General features: G+C 70.8%; 17 protein-coding genes and 2 pseudogenes. 10 read left to right on the forward strand and 9 right to left on the reverse strand.

Annotated elements, in window-relative coordinates; translation table 11 throughout:
* The first annotated feature begins 103 nt into the window (after positions 1-103).
* Positions 104-948 (forward strand): annotated as a pseudogene (locus tag KVT44_RS38075) (peptidoglycan-binding protein).
* 290 nt (positions 949-1,238) lie between these two features.
* On the opposite strand, the gene KVT44_RS38080 reads toward KVT44_RS38075, so the two are convergent.
* From KVT44_RS38080 to KVT44_RS38120, 9 genes and pseudogenes are all read right to left on the reverse strand, one after another.
* Positions 1,239-2,258 (reverse strand): hypothetical protein, encoded by a 1,020-nt coding sequence (locus KVT44_RS38080; protein ID WP_217572117.1) that lies wholly within the window; start codon positions 2,256-2,258, stop codon positions 1,239-1,241.
* Positions 2,258-2,932, reverse strand: a complete 675-nt coding sequence (locus tag KVT44_RS38085; protein ID WP_099920998.1) for an RNA polymerase sigma factor — start codon at positions 2,930-2,932, stop codon at positions 2,258-2,260. The genes KVT44_RS38080 and KVT44_RS38085 overlap by 1 nt, the downstream gene beginning before the upstream one ends.
* 414 nt (positions 2,933-3,346) lie before the next feature.
* Entirely contained in the window at positions 3,347-3,937 is a 591-nt protein-coding gene (locus tag KVT44_RS38090; protein WP_190170052.1) for an RNA polymerase sigma factor, read from the reverse strand.
* A 149-nt stretch (positions 3,938-4,086) separates the two neighbouring features.
* Complete coding sequence (locus tag KVT44_RS38095) at positions 4,087-5,559, reverse strand: MFS transporter (protein ID WP_190170051.1); 1,473 nt, start codon at positions 5,557-5,559, stop codon at positions 4,087-4,089.
* 112 nt (positions 5,560-5,671) lie between these two features.
* Positions 5,672-6,067, reverse strand: coding sequence for a hypothetical protein (locus KVT44_RS38100; protein WP_060899930.1), 396 nt, complete (start codon positions 6,065-6,067; stop codon positions 5,672-5,674).
* A gap of 120 nt (positions 6,068-6,187) precedes the next feature.
* Positions 6,188-6,781 carry a hypothetical protein gene (locus KVT44_RS38105; protein WP_217572119.1) on the reverse strand — a complete coding sequence of 198 codons (594 nt, stop codon included), beginning with the start codon at positions 6,779-6,781 and terminating at the stop codon, positions 6,188-6,190.
* 75 nt (positions 6,782-6,856) lie between these two features.
* Entirely contained in the window at positions 6,857-7,360 is a 504-nt protein-coding gene (locus KVT44_RS38110) for a hypothetical protein (RefSeq protein WP_060901438.1), read from the reverse strand.
* Positions 7,361-7,513: 153 nt separating this feature from the next.
* A pseudogene (locus KVT44_RS58675) lies at positions 7,514-7,795 on the reverse strand (DUF4328 domain-containing protein); the annotation flags it as partial.
* A gap of 142 nt (positions 7,796-7,937) precedes the next feature.
* Positions 7,938-9,536: a glycoside hydrolase family 20 protein gene (locus tag KVT44_RS38120; protein ID WP_217572190.1), complete on the reverse strand. Its 1,599-nt coding sequence runs from the start codon at positions 9,534-9,536 to the stop codon at positions 7,938-7,940.
* Positions 9,537-9,947: 411 nt separating this feature from the next.
* On the opposite strand from KVT44_RS38120, the gene KVT44_RS38125 reads away from it, so the two are divergent.
* From KVT44_RS38125 to KVT44_RS58680, 9 genes are all read left to right on the forward strand, one after another.
* Positions 9,948-10,460: a 2-oxo-4-hydroxy-4-carboxy-5-ureidoimidazoline decarboxylase gene (locus KVT44_RS38125; RefSeq protein ID WP_308314212.1), complete on the forward strand. Its 513-nt coding sequence runs from the start codon at positions 9,948-9,950 to the stop codon at positions 10,458-10,460.
* 146 nt (positions 10,461-10,606) lie between these two features.
* Complete coding sequence (sdhC, locus tag KVT44_RS38130; protein WP_075028381.1) at positions 10,607-10,987, forward strand: succinate dehydrogenase, cytochrome b556 subunit; 381 nt, start codon at positions 10,607-10,609, stop codon at positions 10,985-10,987.
* A 5-nt stretch (positions 10,988-10,992) separates the two neighbouring features.
* The gene (locus KVT44_RS38135; RefSeq protein WP_054233701.1) at positions 10,993-11,484 is read left to right on the forward strand and encodes a succinate dehydrogenase hydrophobic membrane anchor subunit; all 492 of its coding nucleotides are present in this window, start codon (positions 10,993-10,995) and stop codon (positions 11,482-11,484) included.
* A gap of 24 nt (positions 11,485-11,508) precedes the next feature.
* Positions 11,509-13,263 (forward strand): succinate dehydrogenase flavoprotein subunit, encoded by a 1,755-nt coding sequence (sdhA, locus tag KVT44_RS38140; RefSeq protein ID WP_099921006.1) that lies wholly within the window; start codon positions 11,509-11,511, stop codon positions 13,261-13,263.
* On the forward strand, positions 13,263-14,042 hold the full coding sequence (locus tag KVT44_RS38145) for a succinate dehydrogenase iron-sulfur subunit (RefSeq protein WP_075028383.1): 780 nt from the start codon (positions 13,263-13,265) through the stop codon (positions 14,040-14,042). Before sdhA ends, KVT44_RS38145 begins: the two co-directional genes overlap by 1 nt.
* Positions 14,043-14,678: 636 nt before the next feature.
* Entirely contained in the window at positions 14,679-15,044 is a 366-nt protein-coding gene (locus KVT44_RS38150; protein ID WP_099921007.1) for a hypothetical protein, read from the forward strand.
* 203 nt (positions 15,045-15,247) lie between these two features.
* A complete protein-coding gene (locus KVT44_RS38155) occupies positions 15,248-15,961 on the forward strand; it encodes a DUF5819 family protein (protein WP_217572121.1) in 714 nt (237 codons plus the stop codon).
* Positions 15,961-17,001 carry a hypothetical protein gene (locus KVT44_RS38160; protein ID WP_217572122.1) on the forward strand — a complete coding sequence of 347 codons (1,041 nt, stop codon included), beginning with the start codon at positions 15,961-15,963 and terminating at the stop codon, positions 16,999-17,001. Before KVT44_RS38155 ends, KVT44_RS38160 begins: the two co-directional genes overlap by 1 nt.
* Entirely contained in the window at positions 16,994-18,172 is a 1,179-nt protein-coding gene (locus KVT44_RS58680; protein ID WP_254650467.1) for a M23 family metallopeptidase, read from the forward strand. Before KVT44_RS38160 ends, KVT44_RS58680 begins: the two co-directional genes overlap by 8 nt.
* The last annotated feature ends 72 nt before the right edge of the window (positions 18,173-18,244 follow it).

Genomic DNA, 18,244 nt, shown 5'->3' on the forward strand with positions numbered 1-18,244 from the left:
GATTCATTGCTCACACGCTTCATTCCCCAGGATGGCGCGTCGTTCGCAACCGGGCGCGCGTGGGGAGCATCTCAGGGGACACGACGACGCACCGGGGGTTGGAATGCGTACGACTGGTATGGGGAGATCGCTGGCCGCCCTTGTGGCACTCGTCGCGGTGAGCGGCTGTACGGCCCAGGCCGTGGACGCGCACGGGAGCACGCACGGGAGCACGCAGGGAAAGACGCCGGGCAGCACGCGGGGCAGCACGCCGCCGTCCGCCTCGAAGACGGACCGTTCGGCCACGCCCGGGGACGACAAGCCGGGCGGCACGACGCCGTCCGCCGCCCCCAAGGTCCTCTGGTCCCGCGGCGACAAGGGGAACGACGTCCGTGAGGTCCAGGCCCGGCTGCACCAGCTCGCCTGGCTCATCCCGGCGCCGACGGGGACGTACGACACCCCGACGGTCACCGCGGTGAAGGGGTTCCAGGGCAAGCGCGGGCTGCCGCGGACCGGCGAACTGGACGCCGTCACCTGGGAGCGGCTGCGGGGGATGACGCACAAGCCGGCCGCGTGGGAGTTGTACCCGTACGGCGGGCAGCCCGCCGCGCGGCCCGACCCGCGCTGCATGACGGGCCGGGTGCTGTGCGTCAGCAAGACGAGCCGCACCCTGCGCTGGATGATCGACGGGAGATGGACGTGCGGTTCGGCTCGCAGTACACGCCGACCCGGGAAGGGGTCTTCAGCGTCTACTTCAAATCGCGCTACCACGTGTCGACGATTTACCACACGTCCATGCCGTACGCGATGTTCTTCAGCGGCGGCCAGGCGGTCCACTACTCCCCCGACTTCGCGGCCCGCGGCTACTACGGCGCCTCGCACGGCTGCGTCAACGTACGGGACGAGGGGAAGATCGCGGCGCTGTTCGCGCAGGTCCGGAACGGGGACAAGGTCGTCGTCTACTGGTGACGGCCGGCCCGGAGGGGCGGAAGGAGTGATGGGGCGCGGGCGGGACCGGGGGAACGTGTCCCGCCCGCGCCGATGTGCACCAGGCCTGGGTACGGGGGGAACCCCGGCGCGGTGCGACGGCCGATGACCAGTCGGCTCACCCAGTACTGCGTCGGCGCGGCCGAAAACGTCACACCCGTGCGGAAGAAAATTCCGAGGGAGTGAGAAACCGCAGGTCAGAGGGAAGATTGCAGGGTTCCAGGAGTCCGGGTGGCTGAGAACATGCCCGGGCCGGATGGCCGAAAGCTCGCTCAGAGGGCCGACTGCAGCGGCGCGACGACCGAGCTCGGCGACGGGGCGAGGATCCCGTTGTGGCCGTGGTGGCCCCCCGTGCCGCCGGAGCCCGTGAGGCCGTCGCCGTCACCGCCGCTGTCCCCGCCACCGGAGCCGTCGCCGGAACCGCCCACGGCCCCCTGGTCGGAGCCGGAGTCCGCGCCCTCGTCGCCCTGCCGGCCCTGGTCCTCGCCCGCGCGGCCCAGGACGCCCTTGCAGTACTTCGTCACGCGCCGGCCGCCGCCCGCGGCGTCCACCAGGACACGTCTGCGGCCGGACTCCAGGGTCTTGCCGTCCAGCACGTCGCGGCAGTACGAGCGTGTCTTGGCCCACCACTCGCGGGCGCGGGCCGACCGCCCCGCGTCGGAGGAGTCGGGCTGTCCGCTCGGCGCGCCGGGCCCCTGGGCCTCGTCGTCGCCGGAACCGGTCGGCGCGCTCGTGGTGGCGCCCGGGACCGGCGCCTGCGAACCATCGGCCTTCGACGCTCCCGGCGACGGCGAGAGGGACGGCTGCCGCGGTGTCTGTGCCGCGGAAATCGTCGCGGCCGGGTGCGGCGAGTCGTCACGGAACGGAGTCGGCAGCACTCCGGTTCCGGCCGCGACGGCGACCCCGCCGATCATCCCCGCGGCCAGCGCGGCGACGACCCCGAGGCGCACCGGACGGCCCCAACGGGGCCCCCGCGGGGCCGGAGCCGGACGGCCCAGCCGGACGAGACCCGTGTCGGCGGAGTGGGCCGCGGCCCCCGGGCGCACCCGTCCGCCGCGCTGGGCGACCTCGCCGTTCCGGCCCGCGCGCGCCTGCTGGAACGCGGCCAACGCGACAGCCTCGCCGGGGAGTTCGGCACTGGTCGGCGCGGGTTCGGGGGCCAGCGCACCGAGCACGTCGGCGAGCCGCTTGGCCCGGCCCTGGGTGTCGGCGTCGACGGCTTCCAGCGGCTCACCACGCAGCAGACGCTCCGCGGCGTCACGGTCCAGCCACTTGTCCTGCTCGTCGGCCATCACATGTCCTTCTGCGTCCGCGAACGCGTATGCGTCACACCCGCGGACGTCACCGCGCGTGTGCGCGACTCTGTTCGTGACTCTCTTTGTGGGGGGACGGCACCGAGGCCGCCGGCGGATTCCGGATCCGCGCCGAGCAGCTCCGCGAGCCGCTTGAGACCGCGGTGCGCCGCGGTGCGGACGGCTCCGGGACGCTTGCCGAGGGTCTCGGCCGCGGTCTTGGCGTCGAGGCCGACGACCACGCGCAGTACGACCGCCTCCGCCTGGTCCTGGGGGAGTTGGGCGATCAGCGAGAGGGTGCTGTCGGTGGCCAGCGCCTCGATCGCCTCGCCCGCGGTGTCGGAATCCCCCGCCTTCGCGGTCAGTTCCGTCTCGTCACCGCCGATCGCGGGGCGGCGCCCGCGCATGCGTATGTGGTCGAGGGCGCGGTTGCGGGCGATCCGGGCGGCCCAGCCACGGAAGCGGTCCGCGTCACCGCTGAACCTCTCCAGGTCACGGGCGATCTGCAGCCAGGCCTCGGACGTGACGTCCTCGGCGTCCGGGTCGCCGACCAGCGTCCGTACGTATCCGAGCAGCCGTGGGTGCACCGAGCGGTACACAGTCCGGAACGCGGTCTCGTCCCCGTCCTGTGCCGCAAGCACCGCGGCGGTCAGCTCCGCGTCGTCCCCCAGCACCGCGCGCCCTTCTCCGCCTAAGCCGGCGCCGCTTTCGCGGACCGGGCTGCTCGCCGTTGTGGTTCCTCGATTGGTCGTTGCGGTCCTAGGCCCCTCATGGGTGCGGTTGTCCGTCCTCCGCACCCCGGCGCGAATGGCACGTTACGGCCTGAAACCGCTCCCCGTCCATGTTCGTACAGGATGCAACTAACTGGTGACACAGCGAGGTGTGACAGAAAACGCAGCCGCGGCGCTGTAGAGAGTACGGGTCGCCGCGCGGCCCGTGCCGCGCGACGGTCGGGGCCTCTCCTGTGGGGGGTGGCGGCCCCGACCGTTGCCATCGGCTCTCCAGCTCCCCTTGAACTCGCGCCCCGGTCGGCGCTTGCTTCCTGACGCTCGTCCCGAATCCCTTGGCGTCCAGGGGCCGTTTGGGCGTCACACCCCGGGCTCCCCGTCGGCGCCGAGCTGCTGCGCCAGTCGCTTGAGGCCACGGTGGGCGGCGGTGCGGACCGCGCCCGGGCGCTTGCCGAGGACACGGGCGGCGGCGGGACCGTCGAGGCCGACGACCACCCGCAGCAGTACGGCCTCGGCCTGGTCGCGGGGCAGCCGTGCGACCAGTTCCAGGGCGCGCTCCGTGGAGAGGCTCTCCAGCGCCTGGTCGTGGGTGCTGTGGGTGCCGGGCAGTTCCAGTACGTCGTTCTCGAGCCCGGTCGCCCGGGGCCGTACCTTCTGCCTCCGCAGATGGTCGAGCGCGCGGTGCCGTGCGATGGTCGCGGTCCAGCCGCGGAACCCCGCCCCGTCCCCCTTGAACCGCCCGAGGTCCCGCGCGATTTCCAGCCAGGCGTCGGACGCCACGTCCTCCGCGTCGTCCCCGACGATCCCACGCACGTACCCGAGCAGTCCGGGCTGCACGATCCGGTACGCCAGCGCGAAGGCCGCCTCGTCCCCCTGCTGCGCCCGCGCCACGGCCGCGCCGAGCTCACCGTCGTACGCCGGTACGCGGCGGGGTTCCCCTCCCTGGCCCAACGCTGTCCTCGTTCGCCCCGAGTCGGTCAGAATGCGCACCGTGCGACACGGTCGGCCGTGTCGACGCCCACGTGGTCATCTGCGTCGGGCCCCACAGAAATGTCACAGCTCGTCAGGCGCCCCGGGCGTCCCTCGGAACACGTCCTGGCTCAGGCGTCTGTCTCCACCGGTTCGGGCAGCGGGGTCGGACGCGCCTGCGGGGCCGGCATCCGGTCCGCGTTCACCACGACCCCGGCGATCAGCGCGGCCAGCAGCAGCGCTCCCATCGCCCACCAGGTGGCCACGTTGAAGCCGTGCACGGCGGCCCGGGAGGCGAGGGCGCGACGGTCGACACCGGGGGCCGCGTGCGCGGTCGCGTACCGGGTCGTCACGCTCGCGGCGATCGTGTTGAGCAGCGCCGTGCCGATCGAACCGCCGACCTGCTGGGCGGTGTTGAAGGTGGCGGAGGCCGCGCCCGCGTCCCGGGGCGCGACGCTCACCGTGGCCAGCGAGATGGAGGTCATCATCGCCGTGCCCATGCCGAGGCCGAGCATCAGCATGCCGGGCAGGATGTGCGAGGCGTACGCGGGTGCCACCCCGACCTGCGCGATGATCGCCAGCGCGCCCGCGGCCAGCAGCAGCCCGGGGACGATGAGGGCGCGCGGCGGGACCCGGTTCAGGAGGCGGGCCGCGACCTGCGTGGAGCCGGTGATCATGCCGACGGTGATGGGGAGATAGGCGAGTCCGGTCTTCATCGGCGAGTACCCGAGCACGCGCTGCATGTAGTAGGTGAGGAAGAGGAAGACCCCGAACATCCCGATGGTGACGAAGAGGATGGTGAGGAACGCCCCGACCCGCTGCCGGTCCCTGACCACCGACATCGGGAGCAGGGGCACCCGGGCGCGGGTCTGCCAGAGACCGAACACGCCGAGCAGCACGACCCCGGCGGCCAGCAGTCCGAGGACCAGTCCGTCACCCCAGCTCCTCGACTCCGCCTCCGAGAAGCCGTAGACCAGCGAGAGCATTCCGGCGGAGCCGAGCACCGCGCCCGGCACGTCCAGGCGCGCGTCCTCGTAACGGCCGCCGCCGCTGAGCACCGCCAGGGCGCCGGCGAACGCGACCAGCGCGATGGGCACGTTGACGTACAGGCACCAGCGCCAGTCCAGGTACTGGGTGAGGAAGCCGCCCGCGAGCAGCCCGAACGCCGCGCCCGCGCCGACGATCGCGCCGAACACGCCGAAGGCCTTGCCGCGTTCCGCGGGGTCGGTGAACGTCGTCGTGAGCAGCGACAGGGCGGCGGGAGCGAGCAGCGCGGCGAACACGCCCTGGAGGGCGCGCGCCCCGAACAGCATCCCGGAGTTCGCTGCCGCGCCGCCCAGCGCGGACGCGGCGGCGAAGCCCAACAGGCCGATCATGAAGGTGAGTCGGCGACCCGCGAGGTCGGCGATCCGGCCGCCGAGCAGCAGCAGTCCGCCGAAGGCGAGGGTGTACGCGGTGATGACCCACTGCCGGTTGCCGTCCGACATGTGCAGGTCGCTCTGGGCGGAGGGCAGGGCGATGTTCACGATGGTCATGTCGAGGACGACCATCAACTGGGCGAGCGCGATGACGACGAGCGCCCACCAACGGCGGTTGTCGGCCACGAGGCCTCCCGGGTCCGGCGGTTGTCCTCATGTTCACTCCGGAGACCGCCGTTTGGGAACGGTCGCGTACCTTAAGAACCGGCAATCTCGCCGCCGTTCGGCACCCTTCCCCTTATCCCACGGCCTCGCGGCACAGCAGCCGCAGCGAGCCGTCGCCCGCGTAGCAGCGGCGGGCCTCGTCGATGGGGTCCCACAGACGCCCGTCGGGGGTGCGCAGCCAGTGCTCGCCGCCCGTCTCCCACCACTCGGCGCCGGTGCGCCGGACGACGACCTCACCGGCGTACGCGCCGAAGCCGCGCAGCACGGTGTGGAGGGCGGCGTACGGCGCCCCCTCCCGGCGTATCTCCTCGATCAGCCGGTCGACGCGCCACAGGCTCTGCGCCGAGTAGTCGAGGCGCAGCCGGGCGCCCTCGCGCATCGTCGCGACGGTGTCCGCGGCCCAGCGCACGGGCTTGGTCGCGGCGGAGGGCCTGGTCGCCCGGATCGGGTTCGCACTAGTTGCGTTCACACTCGGAAGAGCGCCTTCCGGACGGGATTCGTCACGCGTCCCGGGCGCCTTCGCGACACCGGCCCAGGACCCCCATCTCCGGCCCCAGGACGGTCACAGGAACCCCTCAGGGAAACAGGTTTACGACCGTCCGCGCGCCCGGCGCGACACCACCGCGCGCAGGACGCGCCGCCCCTCCGTCGACACCTCCAGGGCGGGGCGCAGGCCGCCCGCGCCGCGGCCCGCGAGCAGTTCCAGGACGGCGACCTGGCGGCGCCGTTCGGCCGCGACGAGGGGGCCGTCGCCGTCGGCGGCGACATCGAGGAGCCGGTGGATCTGCAGGGCCGCCGCCGAACAGGCGTCGGCCCAGGCGCGCAGGGCGGACGCGCAGGGGTCGTCGGGGGCGGTGGCGAGCATACGGCGGGCGAGTGCGGCGGCGCGGTCCTCGTCACTCACGGCGGCCTCGGCCTCGGTCTCGGCTCCTGAACCGGACCCCGGGGCGGGGACGGAGACGGGGTCGGCGGAGAGGTCGGCGGAGTCCAGTTCCGCGCGCGCCTTGGCGAGCCGTGCGCCCCAGGCGTCGCCGTCCGCGCCGCCGTCCGCGAGGCTCGACCAGAGCGGCCGCAGGACCTCGTCGTCGCCGCCCAGCAGCGGCACGCACCGATCCAAACAAGCCAGCCCGCTCGCTGCCAGACCACGCTCGTCGGCCTGAGCGATCAGGTCCACCAGGCTCATCACGCCTCCCTCGACAGGGCGCTCCCGCTTACGGAGCCCGCACTTTCCCTTACTGCGTGCTCCGGAGCGGGAGTGTCACAGGGGCACCACTCCGAGCCGGTCGAGGAACCGGAAGAGAAGGTTTTCGGCCAAGGGGTCGGCGTCCGCGGTCAGCACGGCGAGCAGGGGCTCGGCGACCACCGTGTGCCCGGCCTCCGCGGCCCACGCGACGGCCCGTGCGGCGGCGTCGGAGGGCTCCAGGAAGTAGTCGTCGACGGTGAGCCCCTCCTCGCCCTGCCCCAGGTGCGCGGCCATCGCCGTGCGCGCCAGACAGGTCGTCCACGCTCCGCTCCCGGGACCGGCCGCCTCGACGACCACGCAGTCGCTGTTCATGACGTACCCGAAGAGCGCGGGCGCGCCGGTCTCCCGGGCGAGCGTGTTCATGCTCCCGACGTCGCCGTCACCGCTCGGGTACTCCCAGACCTGCCAGCCGTCGGGCGCCGTGGTCCGCAGCACCATCCCGTGCGCCGCGCCCAGTGCGTCCAGCTCCGCGAGCGGCCGCTCGCTTCTGCCCACGACGTAGTAGCCCCAGTAGCCCATGCCGGTTTCCCCCCGGTGGTGTTTCGGTTCGGCCGCGCCGAATACACCACAGGGGCAAGGGAATTGGCCAGGGAATCGGCCGAACCGGCGCGCCGCCAGGACGACAAGGACGGCGAGTACGGCGGCCACGACGCCGGTGACGTCCGCGAACAACACGTCGCCCGCGGCGACGTCGAGCTCCGCGGCGGTCTCGGCCTTGCGGTAACTGACGAACCCGGTCCGGCCGACGACCAGCGTGATGGTCCACATCGCCCACCAGGCGTTGACGAGCCCGTGCGAGGTGCGGGAGCCGGCGGGACGGCTCGCGTCCCAGGTGTTCAGCATGACCCGGCGCGGGAACCAGAGGTTCACCACCGGCACGAACCAGCCCCAGCCCGTCCAGGCGCGCCCCATCTCGTGGCCGAACGGGTCGAACGCCTCGGCGTTGATCCGCACCCGGTAGAACCAGACGAGGTAGGTCGTAGACCTTGACGCCCGCCCAGATCGCGAAGAGACCCACGGCGACGACCACGCCGAGCAGTACCGCGACCGCTCTCCAGGGGCACACCCGGCACACGAATCGCAGGGAAGATACGCCTCAGCCCAGCCGGTTCGCCAGGTTCTTGAAGTCCGTCCAGGACAGCGCCGGCCGGCCCGGGTCCCAGAGTTTCTGGATCGTGGCGCGCAGCGGCATCCTGATCCCCGCCGCCACCTGGTCCTGGGTCTGGGAGTTCGCGCGGTCGGACCAGACGGCGAAGCTCCCGCCGAGGATCTGGCCGTCGTACTTGGCGGGGACCGGTGTGGTGCCGCGGACGACGAGCGGGGTCCACTGCTCGTAGATGCGCTGCCCGGTCGGGTAGACGAAGGTCTGCGGCTCACCGAGGACGTAATAGAGGTACTCGTCGTTGTAGTTGATGAGCTTGCGGCCCGCGCTCAGGTACTCGACGGGCGGGCGCGCGCCGAGCTCCTTGCCCGTCCAGTACGCGACCTCCAGGTCCTTGTCCGCCTGGACCGTGCCGCCGCGGAAGAACCCGTCGTTCCAGGCCCGTGCGGTCCGGTCGTGGCCGCGCACCACCTGGGCGCGGGCGTTGAGCCAGCCGGTGGTGAGGTCCGCGACGGTGGCGCCGGGGCCGTAGGCCTGCTTGGCGGCGGCGGCCAGCTGAGGGTAGGAGGTCGACGGGCTGGCCACGGTCAGGGCCTGGTACTCGTCGCCGCCGAGGTGCCAGTACGGGCCGGGGAAGAGACCGGCGTACTCGTTCAGCAGGTCGTCGACGATGGAGGCCGCGGCGGGCTTGGAGATGTCGACGGTGCCGCGCGGGGCGGTTCCCGCGACGCTGCGCAACTGGAGGTCGGGGTGGGCGGCGATCACCGCGCCGAGGTGGCCCGGCGAGTCGATCTCGGGGACGACATGGATGTGGCGGCTCTCCGCGAGGGCGACGATGTCGCGGACGTCCGTCTTGCTGAGGTGGTCCTTCGACACGATCTCCGGGTGGGTGTCCGACTGGATACGGAAGCCCTGGTCGTCGGAGAAGTGCAGCCCCAGCTCGTTGTACTTCAGATCGCCCAGTTCCCGGATCCGGTCCTCTATCCAGGCCGCGGAGTAGGGCTTGCGCGCGATGTCGAGCATGAACCCGCGGCGCGGCTTGGCGGGCTGGTCGCGCACGACGCCCTCGGGCGCCGTACCGCCGCCGTGCACCTCCTGCTTGAGGGTGCGGGTGCCGTAGAAGACGCCCGCCTCGCCGGGCGCGGAGATGGTGACCCGGCGGTTCTTGACGGTCAGGGTGTACGACTCCGGGTCGGCGCCGCCGGTGTTCAGGCCGAGCTCGACGTCACCGTCCTTGGCCGCCGTCTGTCCGGCGTACGACAGTTTCAGCTCGTCGGCGAGCAGCTTTCCCTCGTCGGCGAGGCCGGCGTCGTCGACGACCACGCGGGCGCCCGCCGCGGGACGCCAGCCGGGGCCGCGCGCCGGGGTGTGCTCGTGTACGGCGGGGATGGTGCGCGGGGTCTGGGAGAGGGGGTAGGTCCGGGTCGGTGTGGGAGACGGTGGGGGCGCGGCCCCGGTCCGGTTCGCGGCCCCGGCCGCCGTCCGGCCCGGAGTGACGCTCGCCCCGGTCGGCGCGCCGGCGTCACCGGACGGCCACAGCGAGACGGTCGCCACCACGGCACCCGTCACCGCCGCCACCCCGACCGCTATCAGTACCGGCCGCTTCCCGTCCTGCACCGGCGCCCGTCGTCGCCTGCCCGTGCTCACCGCACCACGCCCTTCGCTTCGGTAACCGAGGCCCACGCCCTGACGTACGCAGCGAGCGCCTCGTACACCTCACGTCGTACACCCCCGGACGTTCCACGGTCCCCCTCTCCACGTGACCCGTCCACCGCAGGTTCCGAAACTCTCCCGTCCGGGTGAAATTCGGAACTCCGTCGGACACCTCCCGTCAATCGTGGATAACGTGGCGGCACGACTCTCACTTCTTCCCCTGCCACACCACACGTGACGTTCACAGGACGCCACGGCATCCCGTCGACATCCCACCGCCGAGGACCCACGCTGCCTTCGCACCGTCTTCCACGCCTCCCCGGCCAGGTCGCCCCACCCGAGCAGAAGAGCGTGCCGTCGTCCCCGGCGCGCCTTGAGCCGTTCAACTCGGCGCCCGCCGACTCCGTCGTGCGCGCGCTCCTGACCTGCTGCCGTAGCCTGCGCTGGGCCCACCGGCTGGCCGATCACCGGCCCTACCCGGACCTGGACGCCTTCCTGGCCGCGGCCGACGAGGCGGCCTACGACCTCACCCCGGCCGACCTGACCGAGGCCCTCGCGGGCGAGTCCCTCACGCTGCTCCCGGACGGCGCCTACTCCGCCGCCCACACGGCCCTGAGCGCGGCGCACGCGGCCTACGAAAGCCGATTCGGGCACGTGTTCGTCATCTGTCTGGACGACTTCTCCCCGGAGGAATCACTGGATCAGGTGCTCGCCGGAATCCGGTCACGATTGACACACGATCCCGAAGAGGAGCGGCTCGTCGCGGCGGAGGAGCTGCGCCGCCTGGCCAGGGGGCGCCTGACGCGCCTCCTCGGGAACGAGGGGCCCTGGGCCGTCCGGAATAGCCCGAACGTGCCTGATTGATTGCCAGTTTGATCACATAGATAGGGCCGCTGTAAACGTTCCGACAAGTCGTCGCTACGATGGCCGGGGCCGGTGGACCGTACCCGGCCGGGCCGACCGACACAGAAGCCGGCAGGCCCCAATCCCCGCTCCCGGAGGGTTCTTCCGTGCCGGCTGGAACGCTGTACCGCGGCCGGGAAGGAATGTGGTCCTGGGTGGCTCATCGAGTCACCGGCGTCCTCATCTTCTTCTTCCTGTTCGTACACGTGCTGGACACCGCTCTCGTCCGTGTCTCCCCCGAGGACTACGACAGGGTCGTGTCCACGTACAAGAATCCGATCGTCGCGCTGCTGGAGTACGGCCTCGTCGCCGCCATCCTCTTCCACGCGCTCAACGGCCTGCGCATCATCGCCGTCGACTTCTGGTCGAAGGGCCCGCGCTACCAGAAGCAGATGCTCTGGTCCGTCGTCGGTATCTGGGTCGTGCTGATGGTCGGGGCCCTCTACCCCGTCCTCGGTCACGCATTCCGCGAAGTCTTCGGGAGCTGACGCAGATGTCCACTACTGAGACCGCCGCTTCCGGCATCGGCCCCGTCGAGGGCGCGGGTGAGTTCTCCGCGTACAGCGTCGACAACCCGGCGCCGTTCATCGAGGCCCCGCGCAAGCGCACCAAGAAGACTCCGAAGTCCACCCGTGGCAACTTCGAGATGTACGGCTGGCTGTTCATGCGCCTGTCCGGCATCGTGCTGGTCGTCCTGGTCATCGGCCACCTGCTCATCCAGCTCGTCCTCGACGGCGGTGTCTCCAAGATCGGCTTCGCGTTCGTCGCGGGCCGCTGGGCCTCCCCGTGGTGGCAGGCCTGGGACCTCGCGATGCTGTGGCTCGCGATGCTGCACGGCGCCAACGGCCTGCGCACGGTCATCAACGACTACGCGGAGCGCGCGAACACCCGGCTGTGGCTCAAGGGCCTGCTCTACACCGCCACGGTGTTCACCATCCTGCTGGGCACGCTGGTGATCTTCACCTTCGACCCGAACATCCGCTAGGCACGGGGCTGAGGTAACCGACTCATGCAGATCCACAAGTACGACACCGTCATCGTGGGCGCCGGCGGCGCCGGCATGCGCGCCGCCATCGAGGCGACGAAGCGCAGCCGCACCGCCGTGCTGACGAAGCTCTACCCCACCCGCTCCCACACGGGCGCGGCGCAGGGCGGCATGGCCGCCGCGCTCGCCAACGTGGAGGAGGACAACTGGGAGTGGCACACCTTCGACACGGTCAAGGGCGGTGACTACCTGGTCGACCAGGACGCCGCCGAGATCCTGGCGAAGGAGGCCATCGACTCGGTCCTCGACCTCGAGAAGATGGGCCTTCCCTTCAACCGGACGCCCGAGGGCAGGATCGACCAGCGCCGCTTCGGCGGTCACTCCCGCAACCACGGCGAGGCCCCGGTCCGCCGGTCCTGCTACGCCGCGGACCGCACCGGCCACATGATCCTCCAGACGCTGTATCAGAACTGCGTCAAGGAGGGCGTGGAGTTCTTCAACGAGTTCTACGTCCTCGACCAGCTGATCACCGAGGTCGACGGCGTCAAGCACTCGGCCGGTGTGGTCGCCTACGAACTGGCGACCGGCGAGATCCACGTCTTCCAGGCGAAGGCCGTGATCTACGCGTCCGGCGGCACCGGCAAGTTCTTCAAGGTGACCTCCAACGCGCACACCCTGACGGGTGACGGCCAGGCGGCCGTCTACCGTCGCGGGCTGCCGCTGGAGGACATGGAGTTCTTCCAGTTCCACCCGACCGGCATCTGGCGCATGGGCATCCTGCTGACGGAGGGCGCCCGCGGTGAGGGCGGCATCCTCCGCAACAAGGACGGCGAGCGCTTCATGGAGAAGTACGCGCCGGTCATGAAGGACCTCGCGTCCCGTGACGTCGTCTCGCGTTCCATCTACACGGAGATCCGTGAGGGCCGCGGCTGCGGTCCCGAGGGCGACCACGTCTACCTCGACCTCACCCACCTCCCGCCGGAGCAGCTGGACGCCAAGCTCCCGGACATCACGGAGTTCGCGCGCACCTACCTCGGCATCGAGCCCTACACGGACCCGATCCCGATCCAGCCCACCGCGCACTACGCCATGGGCGGCATCCCGACGAACGTCCAGGGTGAGGTGCTCAGCGACAACACGACCGTCGTGCCGGGCCTGTACGCAGCCGGCGAGGTCGCCTGTGTGTCCGTGCACGGCGCCAACCGCCTCGGCACCAACTCGCTCCTGGACATCAACGTGTTCGGGCGCCGCGCGGGCATCGCCGCCGCCGAGTACTCGGCGAAGGCCGGCTATGTCGAGCTGCCCGAGGACCCGGCCTCGCAGGTCGTCTCGCAGGTCGAGCACCTGCGCAACTCCACGGGCACGGAGCGGGTCGCCGCGCTGCGCCTGGAGCTGCAGGAGTGCATGGACGCCAACGTGATGGTGTTCCGCACCGAGCAGACGATCAAGACGGCGGTCGAGAAGATCGCCGAGCTGCGCGAGCGCTACCGGAACGTCTCGATCCAGGACAAGGGCAGGCGGTTCAACACGGACCTCCTCGAGGCCATCGAGCTGGGCAACCTGCTCGACCTGGCCGAGGTCATGGCCGTCTCCGCGCTCGCCCGCAAGGAGTCCCGCGGCGGTCACTACCGCGAGGACTACCCGAACCGCGACGACGTCAACTTCATGCGCCACACCATGGCGTACCGCGAGGTCGGCGACGACGGCACCGAGTCCATCCGTCTCGACTACAAGCCGGTCGTCCAGACCCGCTACCAGCCGATGGAGCGTAAGTACTGATGGCTACCCCGACCCTCGACAAGGCGGACAGCGCCGGCCAGCCCGAGGCGGGCTTCGCCGACTCGCCGTACATCACCGCCACCTTCCGCATCCGCCGCTTCAACCCCGAGGTCGCGGCAGAGGCGGTCTGGGAAGACTTCCAGCTGGAGATCGACCCGAAGGAGCGCGTCCTCGACGCCCTCCACAAGATCAAGTGGGACCAGGACGGAACCCTCACGTTCCGTCGCTCCTGCGCGCACGGCATCTGCGGCTCGGACGCCATGCGGATCAACGGCAAGAACCGCCTCGCCTGCAAGACGCTGATCAAGGACATCAACCCCGACAAGCCGATCACGGTCGAGCCCATCAAGGGTCTGACGGTCCTCAAGGACCTCGTGGTCGACATGGAGCCGTTCTTCCAGGCGTACCGCGATGTGATGCCCTTCCTGATCACGAAGGACACCAACGAGCCGACGCGCGAGCGTCTGCAGTCCGCCGAGGACCGCGAGCGCTTCGACGACACCACCAAGTGCATCCTGTGCGCGGCGTGCACGTCGTCCTGCCCGGTCTTCTGGAACGACGGCCAGTACTTCGGTCCGGCCGCCATCGTCAACGCGCACCGCTTCATCTTCGACAGCCGTGACGAAGCGGGCGAGCAGCGCCTGGAGATCCTCAACGACAAGGACGGCGTGTGGCGTTGCCGCACCACGTTCAACTGCACGGACGCCTGCCCGCGCGGTATCGAGGTCACGAAGGCGATCCAGGAAGTGAAGCGCGCGCTGATCACGCGTCGCTTCTGATCTTCCGGCCGGCCTTCCGGTCGTACGGCGCCGTGGGCCCCGTTCCCCTTGTGGGAGCGGGGCCCACAGTCGTTGACGGACCGTGTTTTTCGGCCTTTCCCGAAGCGTGGAGAACGCGCCGCGGGCCGGGCCGCCGGTAAAAGATTGCCATGGGAAGCAATGGTTCCGTTGTGTATCGCCCCCGCCTGGGCGTGCCGGGGCACCCCAGAGTAAAGAAAACCTCATCGATATGAGGTTCCCCTGAGGGTACGGAAGGACCTTGCTCTCCGTAGTCGAATTCGCCATTGAGGGGCGATTGGCCTCTTGATAGGTTTCTCATGGGAAAGGCGCCCCGACTGACCACCGGGGGCCTTCGATCGGGACGGCCGGCGTACGCGGTGGGGAATTCTGCAGATTCCCGGATGCTCGGCGGCGCGCCCCGACGGGGGACAGGTGCAACTTCTTCTCTCCGGCCGAGCTGACCACTCTCCCGGATGAGGCCTCACTGTTTCCTGCGGCAGCCAGAGATCTGCCGCGTCATGCGCACCATCTCGCTAGCGAATCGATTCCAGGGATCCCTCACGTTTCCGGTGCGGCTTCGCCATGCCGGAAATTCCCGGAAGACCATCCAAATTCCATACAGGAAGGCTCAGCATCGTGAACGCCAAGCGTGTCATAGCGGCGACCGTCATCACCGCGGTCGCCGCAACGGGGGCCGCGGGGCTCGGCGCCGCCAACGCCTCGGCAACGTCGTTGCCGCAGCAGCGGACCGCCGCCCACCACTCGGTCGCCACCGCCACCGTCGTCAACGACGGAGTCCAGCCGCAGTTCTGGCACGCCGTCGCCCAGAGCGTGGTCGCCGCCACCGCGGTCAAGGTCACCGAGGCGGCGGTCAAGGTCTCGACGAAGCTCCGGTCCTCGTCCTCCAGCGAGTCCTCCTCGTCGTCCAGCGGTGGCCCCGCCATCAGCGCGAACGGCCTGCACGGGGTCATCCCCGGGGACGTCCAGTACGACGCCAACTGACCGCGCCGGGGCCGCGTCCCTGACCGGCCCCGGCATCCGGTGACGTACCACTCGCACACGCGCCCGGCGGTCCTCCCGGCCGCCGGGCGCACCCCTTCACCTCAGCGAAAGGGAGATGTCGCACGATGAGAGTCTTCGGGCGAGTCCCCGCGGACGCCGACGACGACCCGGCTCGCGCGGACGCCGCCGACGGCCCGACCGGCGTGGACGCCGCCGACGACCCTCGCGCGGACGCCGGCAACGGCCCTCGCGCGGACGCTCGCGCGGTCACGGCGCGGCTGCGGATCTGCGCCTTCCTGGCCCTGCTGCCCGTGGCCCTGTACACGGCCGCCTGCCTGGTCTACAACGCGCCCGATTCTCCGGCCAAGTCCCGTATCCAGGGACCGGTCGCCCATGTCATGCAGCCGTATTTCTGGCAGGACTGGCAGCTCTTCGGCCCCACCCCGGGCAGCAACGACGACCTCATCTACCTGACGGTGCGCATGCGGACCGCCGGTTCCGACCAGGTCGTGCAGACCAGCCCGGTGGAAATCGAGCAGGCCATCGACCGCGCCCCGCGCGCATTCCCGCTGAATCCGACGAAGCTTCCGGGCATCCCGCTGGCGTTCGACGCCGCCGCCAATCGGTACGCACGTTTGGTGACGGACTTCAAAAAGCTTCCCGCGGCGCAGCGCAAGGCGGCTCAGGCCGATCTGGACAAGCAGTACGTACCGGAGTTCCAGGAAATCCAGCGTTTCCTTTCCGCCCGGGCCGCCACGATGTACCCGGGGGTGGACATCGTGTCCGTCAAAGCCGCTTTCAAGACCAGGCCCATCATTCCTTTCTCGGAGCGCTATGTGACTCCGAAACCCGAAGAAAAAAGCAAGGGAATTCTGGAGACGTCGTGGATGGACTACGTTCCGGGGGTGGCCCGCTGATGCGCGGATGGGCCAAGTACGGGCTGGCGCGGATCGATGCCGGGCTGCTACGGATGGCGAGCCGCGAACACCGGCTGATCGGGATCGCGCTGCTGCGGATCGTGATCGGGCTGGCGACGGTCATGTACTGCCTCGCCGACTACGGAAACCGGCGGTTCCTGTGGGGCCCCGATTCCTACAACTCGATCCACACCGCGAAGGCGGCGCTGACCCACGGCGCCTTCTCCCTCTACCTCTTCAGCCACTCCACGGTCTGGTTCGAGATCGTCTTCCACGCCACGATCCTGGTCTCCGCCGCCTTCATGGTGTGCGGCGGCAGGGTGCTGACCGTGGCCCAGGCCGTGCTGATGTGGTCGCTGCACAACCGCAATCAGGACGTGCTGGAGGGCGGTGACAACCTCGCCCAGATCCTCGTCATCTTCATGGTCTTCACCGTCTCCAACGCCTACTTCGCTCCGGGGGCCAAGGCCAGGCGTACCGGGCTGCGGGCCCGCAGCGCCCCGTCGGTCGGCACGGTCGTGCACAACCTGGGGGCGTATCTGATCGTCTTCCAGACCGCGGTGCTGTACTTCGCCGCGGGCTACTGGAAGATCACCGGGAAGATGTGGCAGGACGGCGTCGCCATGTACTACATCAGCCGCATCACGGGTTTCCAGATGTCGTCGACGTACGCACACGCGATGGGCAACGCCTATGTCGGCACCGCGGTCAGCTACTTCACCATCTTCGCCGAACTGGCGCTCCCGTTCGCGATCCTGTCCGCCCGCGCCTGGGTGCGGAAGGCCAACACCCTGGCGCTGGAGGGCATGCACCTGGGCATCATGGCCTGCATGGGACTGGTGTGCTTCGGGCTGCTGATGATCGGCGCGGACTGCACCTGCCTGCGGGACGAGGACTACCGGTCCCTCAAAAAGCGTGCGGTCGGCGTCACTTCGCGCCTCGCCCAGCGGCTCCGCCCCGACGGCGCCGTCGGCGCCGGACCCGCCACGGTCTCCGCGTTCGCCGTCCTCGCGCCTCGGGAAGGGGCGGCCGATGCCTAGGCACGACAGCACCGACGCCGCCCGCGCCCTGGAGCGCTTCCTCCTGGCCGACCCCGGGCAGTGGGGCGAGCTGGCGCCGCGCGTCGTCGACGCCGTGGGCGACCGGCGGCTGCACGAAGTGGTCGGGGCGACACTCGCCCACGTGGGAGACGTGCGCTCGGTCACGGACGGCCCGGACGGGCTGGTGATCCAGGGGACGGCGGGACGGACCCTGGCCTTCGCCGCCGCCGACGCCGGCGGACGCCTCACCAACCTCCGTCTCGCCCCCGGCCCCTACCGGCCGCCCCGGCTGCGCGTCCCGGCCGGAGCACGCTTCGCCGTGGGCTGGGCCCTGTGGTGCGTACTGCTGGTCGTGCGCGTCGCGGCGTGCTGGACCGCGTCGTCGGTGACCTCCTGGTGCGGCGACGTCCTGATCGTGGCCGCCGCGTATCTCCTCATGGAGGGGCGTCTCATGCCTGCCCGGCTGCCCCGGTGGCTGCGCCGGGCCATGGAAGCGGGCGGGCCCGCGGCGCTCGCCTCGGCCTGGCGACTGCCCTCGCTGCCCGCCGGTCACCTCGGCTCGGAGCTCGTGACCGGTCTTGTCCTGCTGGGCGGAATCGCCGGGTACCTGGCGTGGGCGCGACGCCACCGCTGGGGGGCGGAGCTGTCGGCACCCCTGCGCTTCCCGCTGCGCGACGGCACCTGGTTCATCGCGCAGGGCGGCGGCCCCGGCCTGAACCACCACACGCCCCACCCCGAACAGCGCGGGGCGATCGACGTCATCGGCGTCGGCGCGCGCGGCGCCCGGCTGCGCTCCGGTGCGTCGCCGGACACCTACCTGATCTACGGCGCGAAGCTGTACGCCCCGTGCGACGGGGACGTGGTCTCCGCCGCCGACGACTACGCGGACCAGGTCCCCGGCACCATCCGCTACGAACCCCCCTACGGCAACCACGTGTTCATCGACACCGGCAGCGAGCTGGTCAAACTCGCGCATCTGCGGCCCGGCACCGTGACCGTGGCCACCGGCGACCGGGTACACGCGGGCCAACTCCTCGGCGAGGTCGGCAACTCGGGCAACACCACCGAGCCCCATCTGCACCTGCACGCCGAGCGCGACGGGCTCGGCCTCGACCTCCGGTTCACCGGCATCACCGGAACGCTGCACCGGGGACGCACGCTGCGTACCTGAAGGTCCCCTGCCTGCCTGAAAGCCCCCCCCCACACCGGGGACCACCCCGCACCACCCTTGCGCCTCCCCCTC

Origin of the sequence: Streptomyces sp. GbtcB7 (assembly GCF_019091445.1) — a bacterium.
Taxonomy (GTDB): Bacteria; Actinomycetota; Actinomycetes; order Streptomycetales; family Streptomycetaceae; genus Streptomyces; species Streptomyces mirabilis.

What these genes read in the sequence shown, in the direction of transcription:
- KVT44_RS38080 (WP_217572117.1), bottom strand. Translation starts at nt 2,258, where the DNA reads ATGGCCGACGAGCAGGACAAGTGGCTGGACCGTGACGCCGCGGAGCGT.
- KVT44_RS38105 (WP_217572119.1), bottom strand. Translation starts at nt 6,781, where the DNA reads ATGAGCCTGGTGGACCTGATCGCTCAGGCCGACGAGCGTGGTCTGGCA.
- KVT44_RS38110 (WP_060901438.1), bottom strand. Translation starts at nt 7,360, where the DNA reads ATGGGCTACTGGGGCTACTACGTCGTGGGCAGAAGCGAGCGGCCGCTC.
- KVT44_RS38135 (WP_054233701.1), top strand. Translation starts at nt 10,993, where the DNA reads ATGTCCACTACTGAGACCGCCGCTTCCGGCATCGGCCCCGTCGAGGGC.
- sdhA (WP_099921006.1), top strand. Translation starts at nt 11,509, where the DNA reads ATGCAGATCCACAAGTACGACACCGTCATCGTGGGCGCCGGCGGCGCC.
- KVT44_RS38145 (WP_075028383.1), top strand. Translation starts at nt 13,263, where the DNA reads ATGGCTACCCCGACCCTCGACAAGGCGGACAGCGCCGGCCAGCCCGAG.
- KVT44_RS38160 (WP_217572122.1), top strand. Translation starts at nt 15,961, where the DNA reads ATGCGCGGATGGGCCAAGTACGGGCTGGCGCGGATCGATGCCGGGCTG.
- KVT44_RS58680 (WP_254650467.1), top strand. Translation starts at nt 16,994, where the DNA reads ATGCCTAGGCACGACAGCACCGACGCCGCCCGCGCCCTGGAGCGCTTC.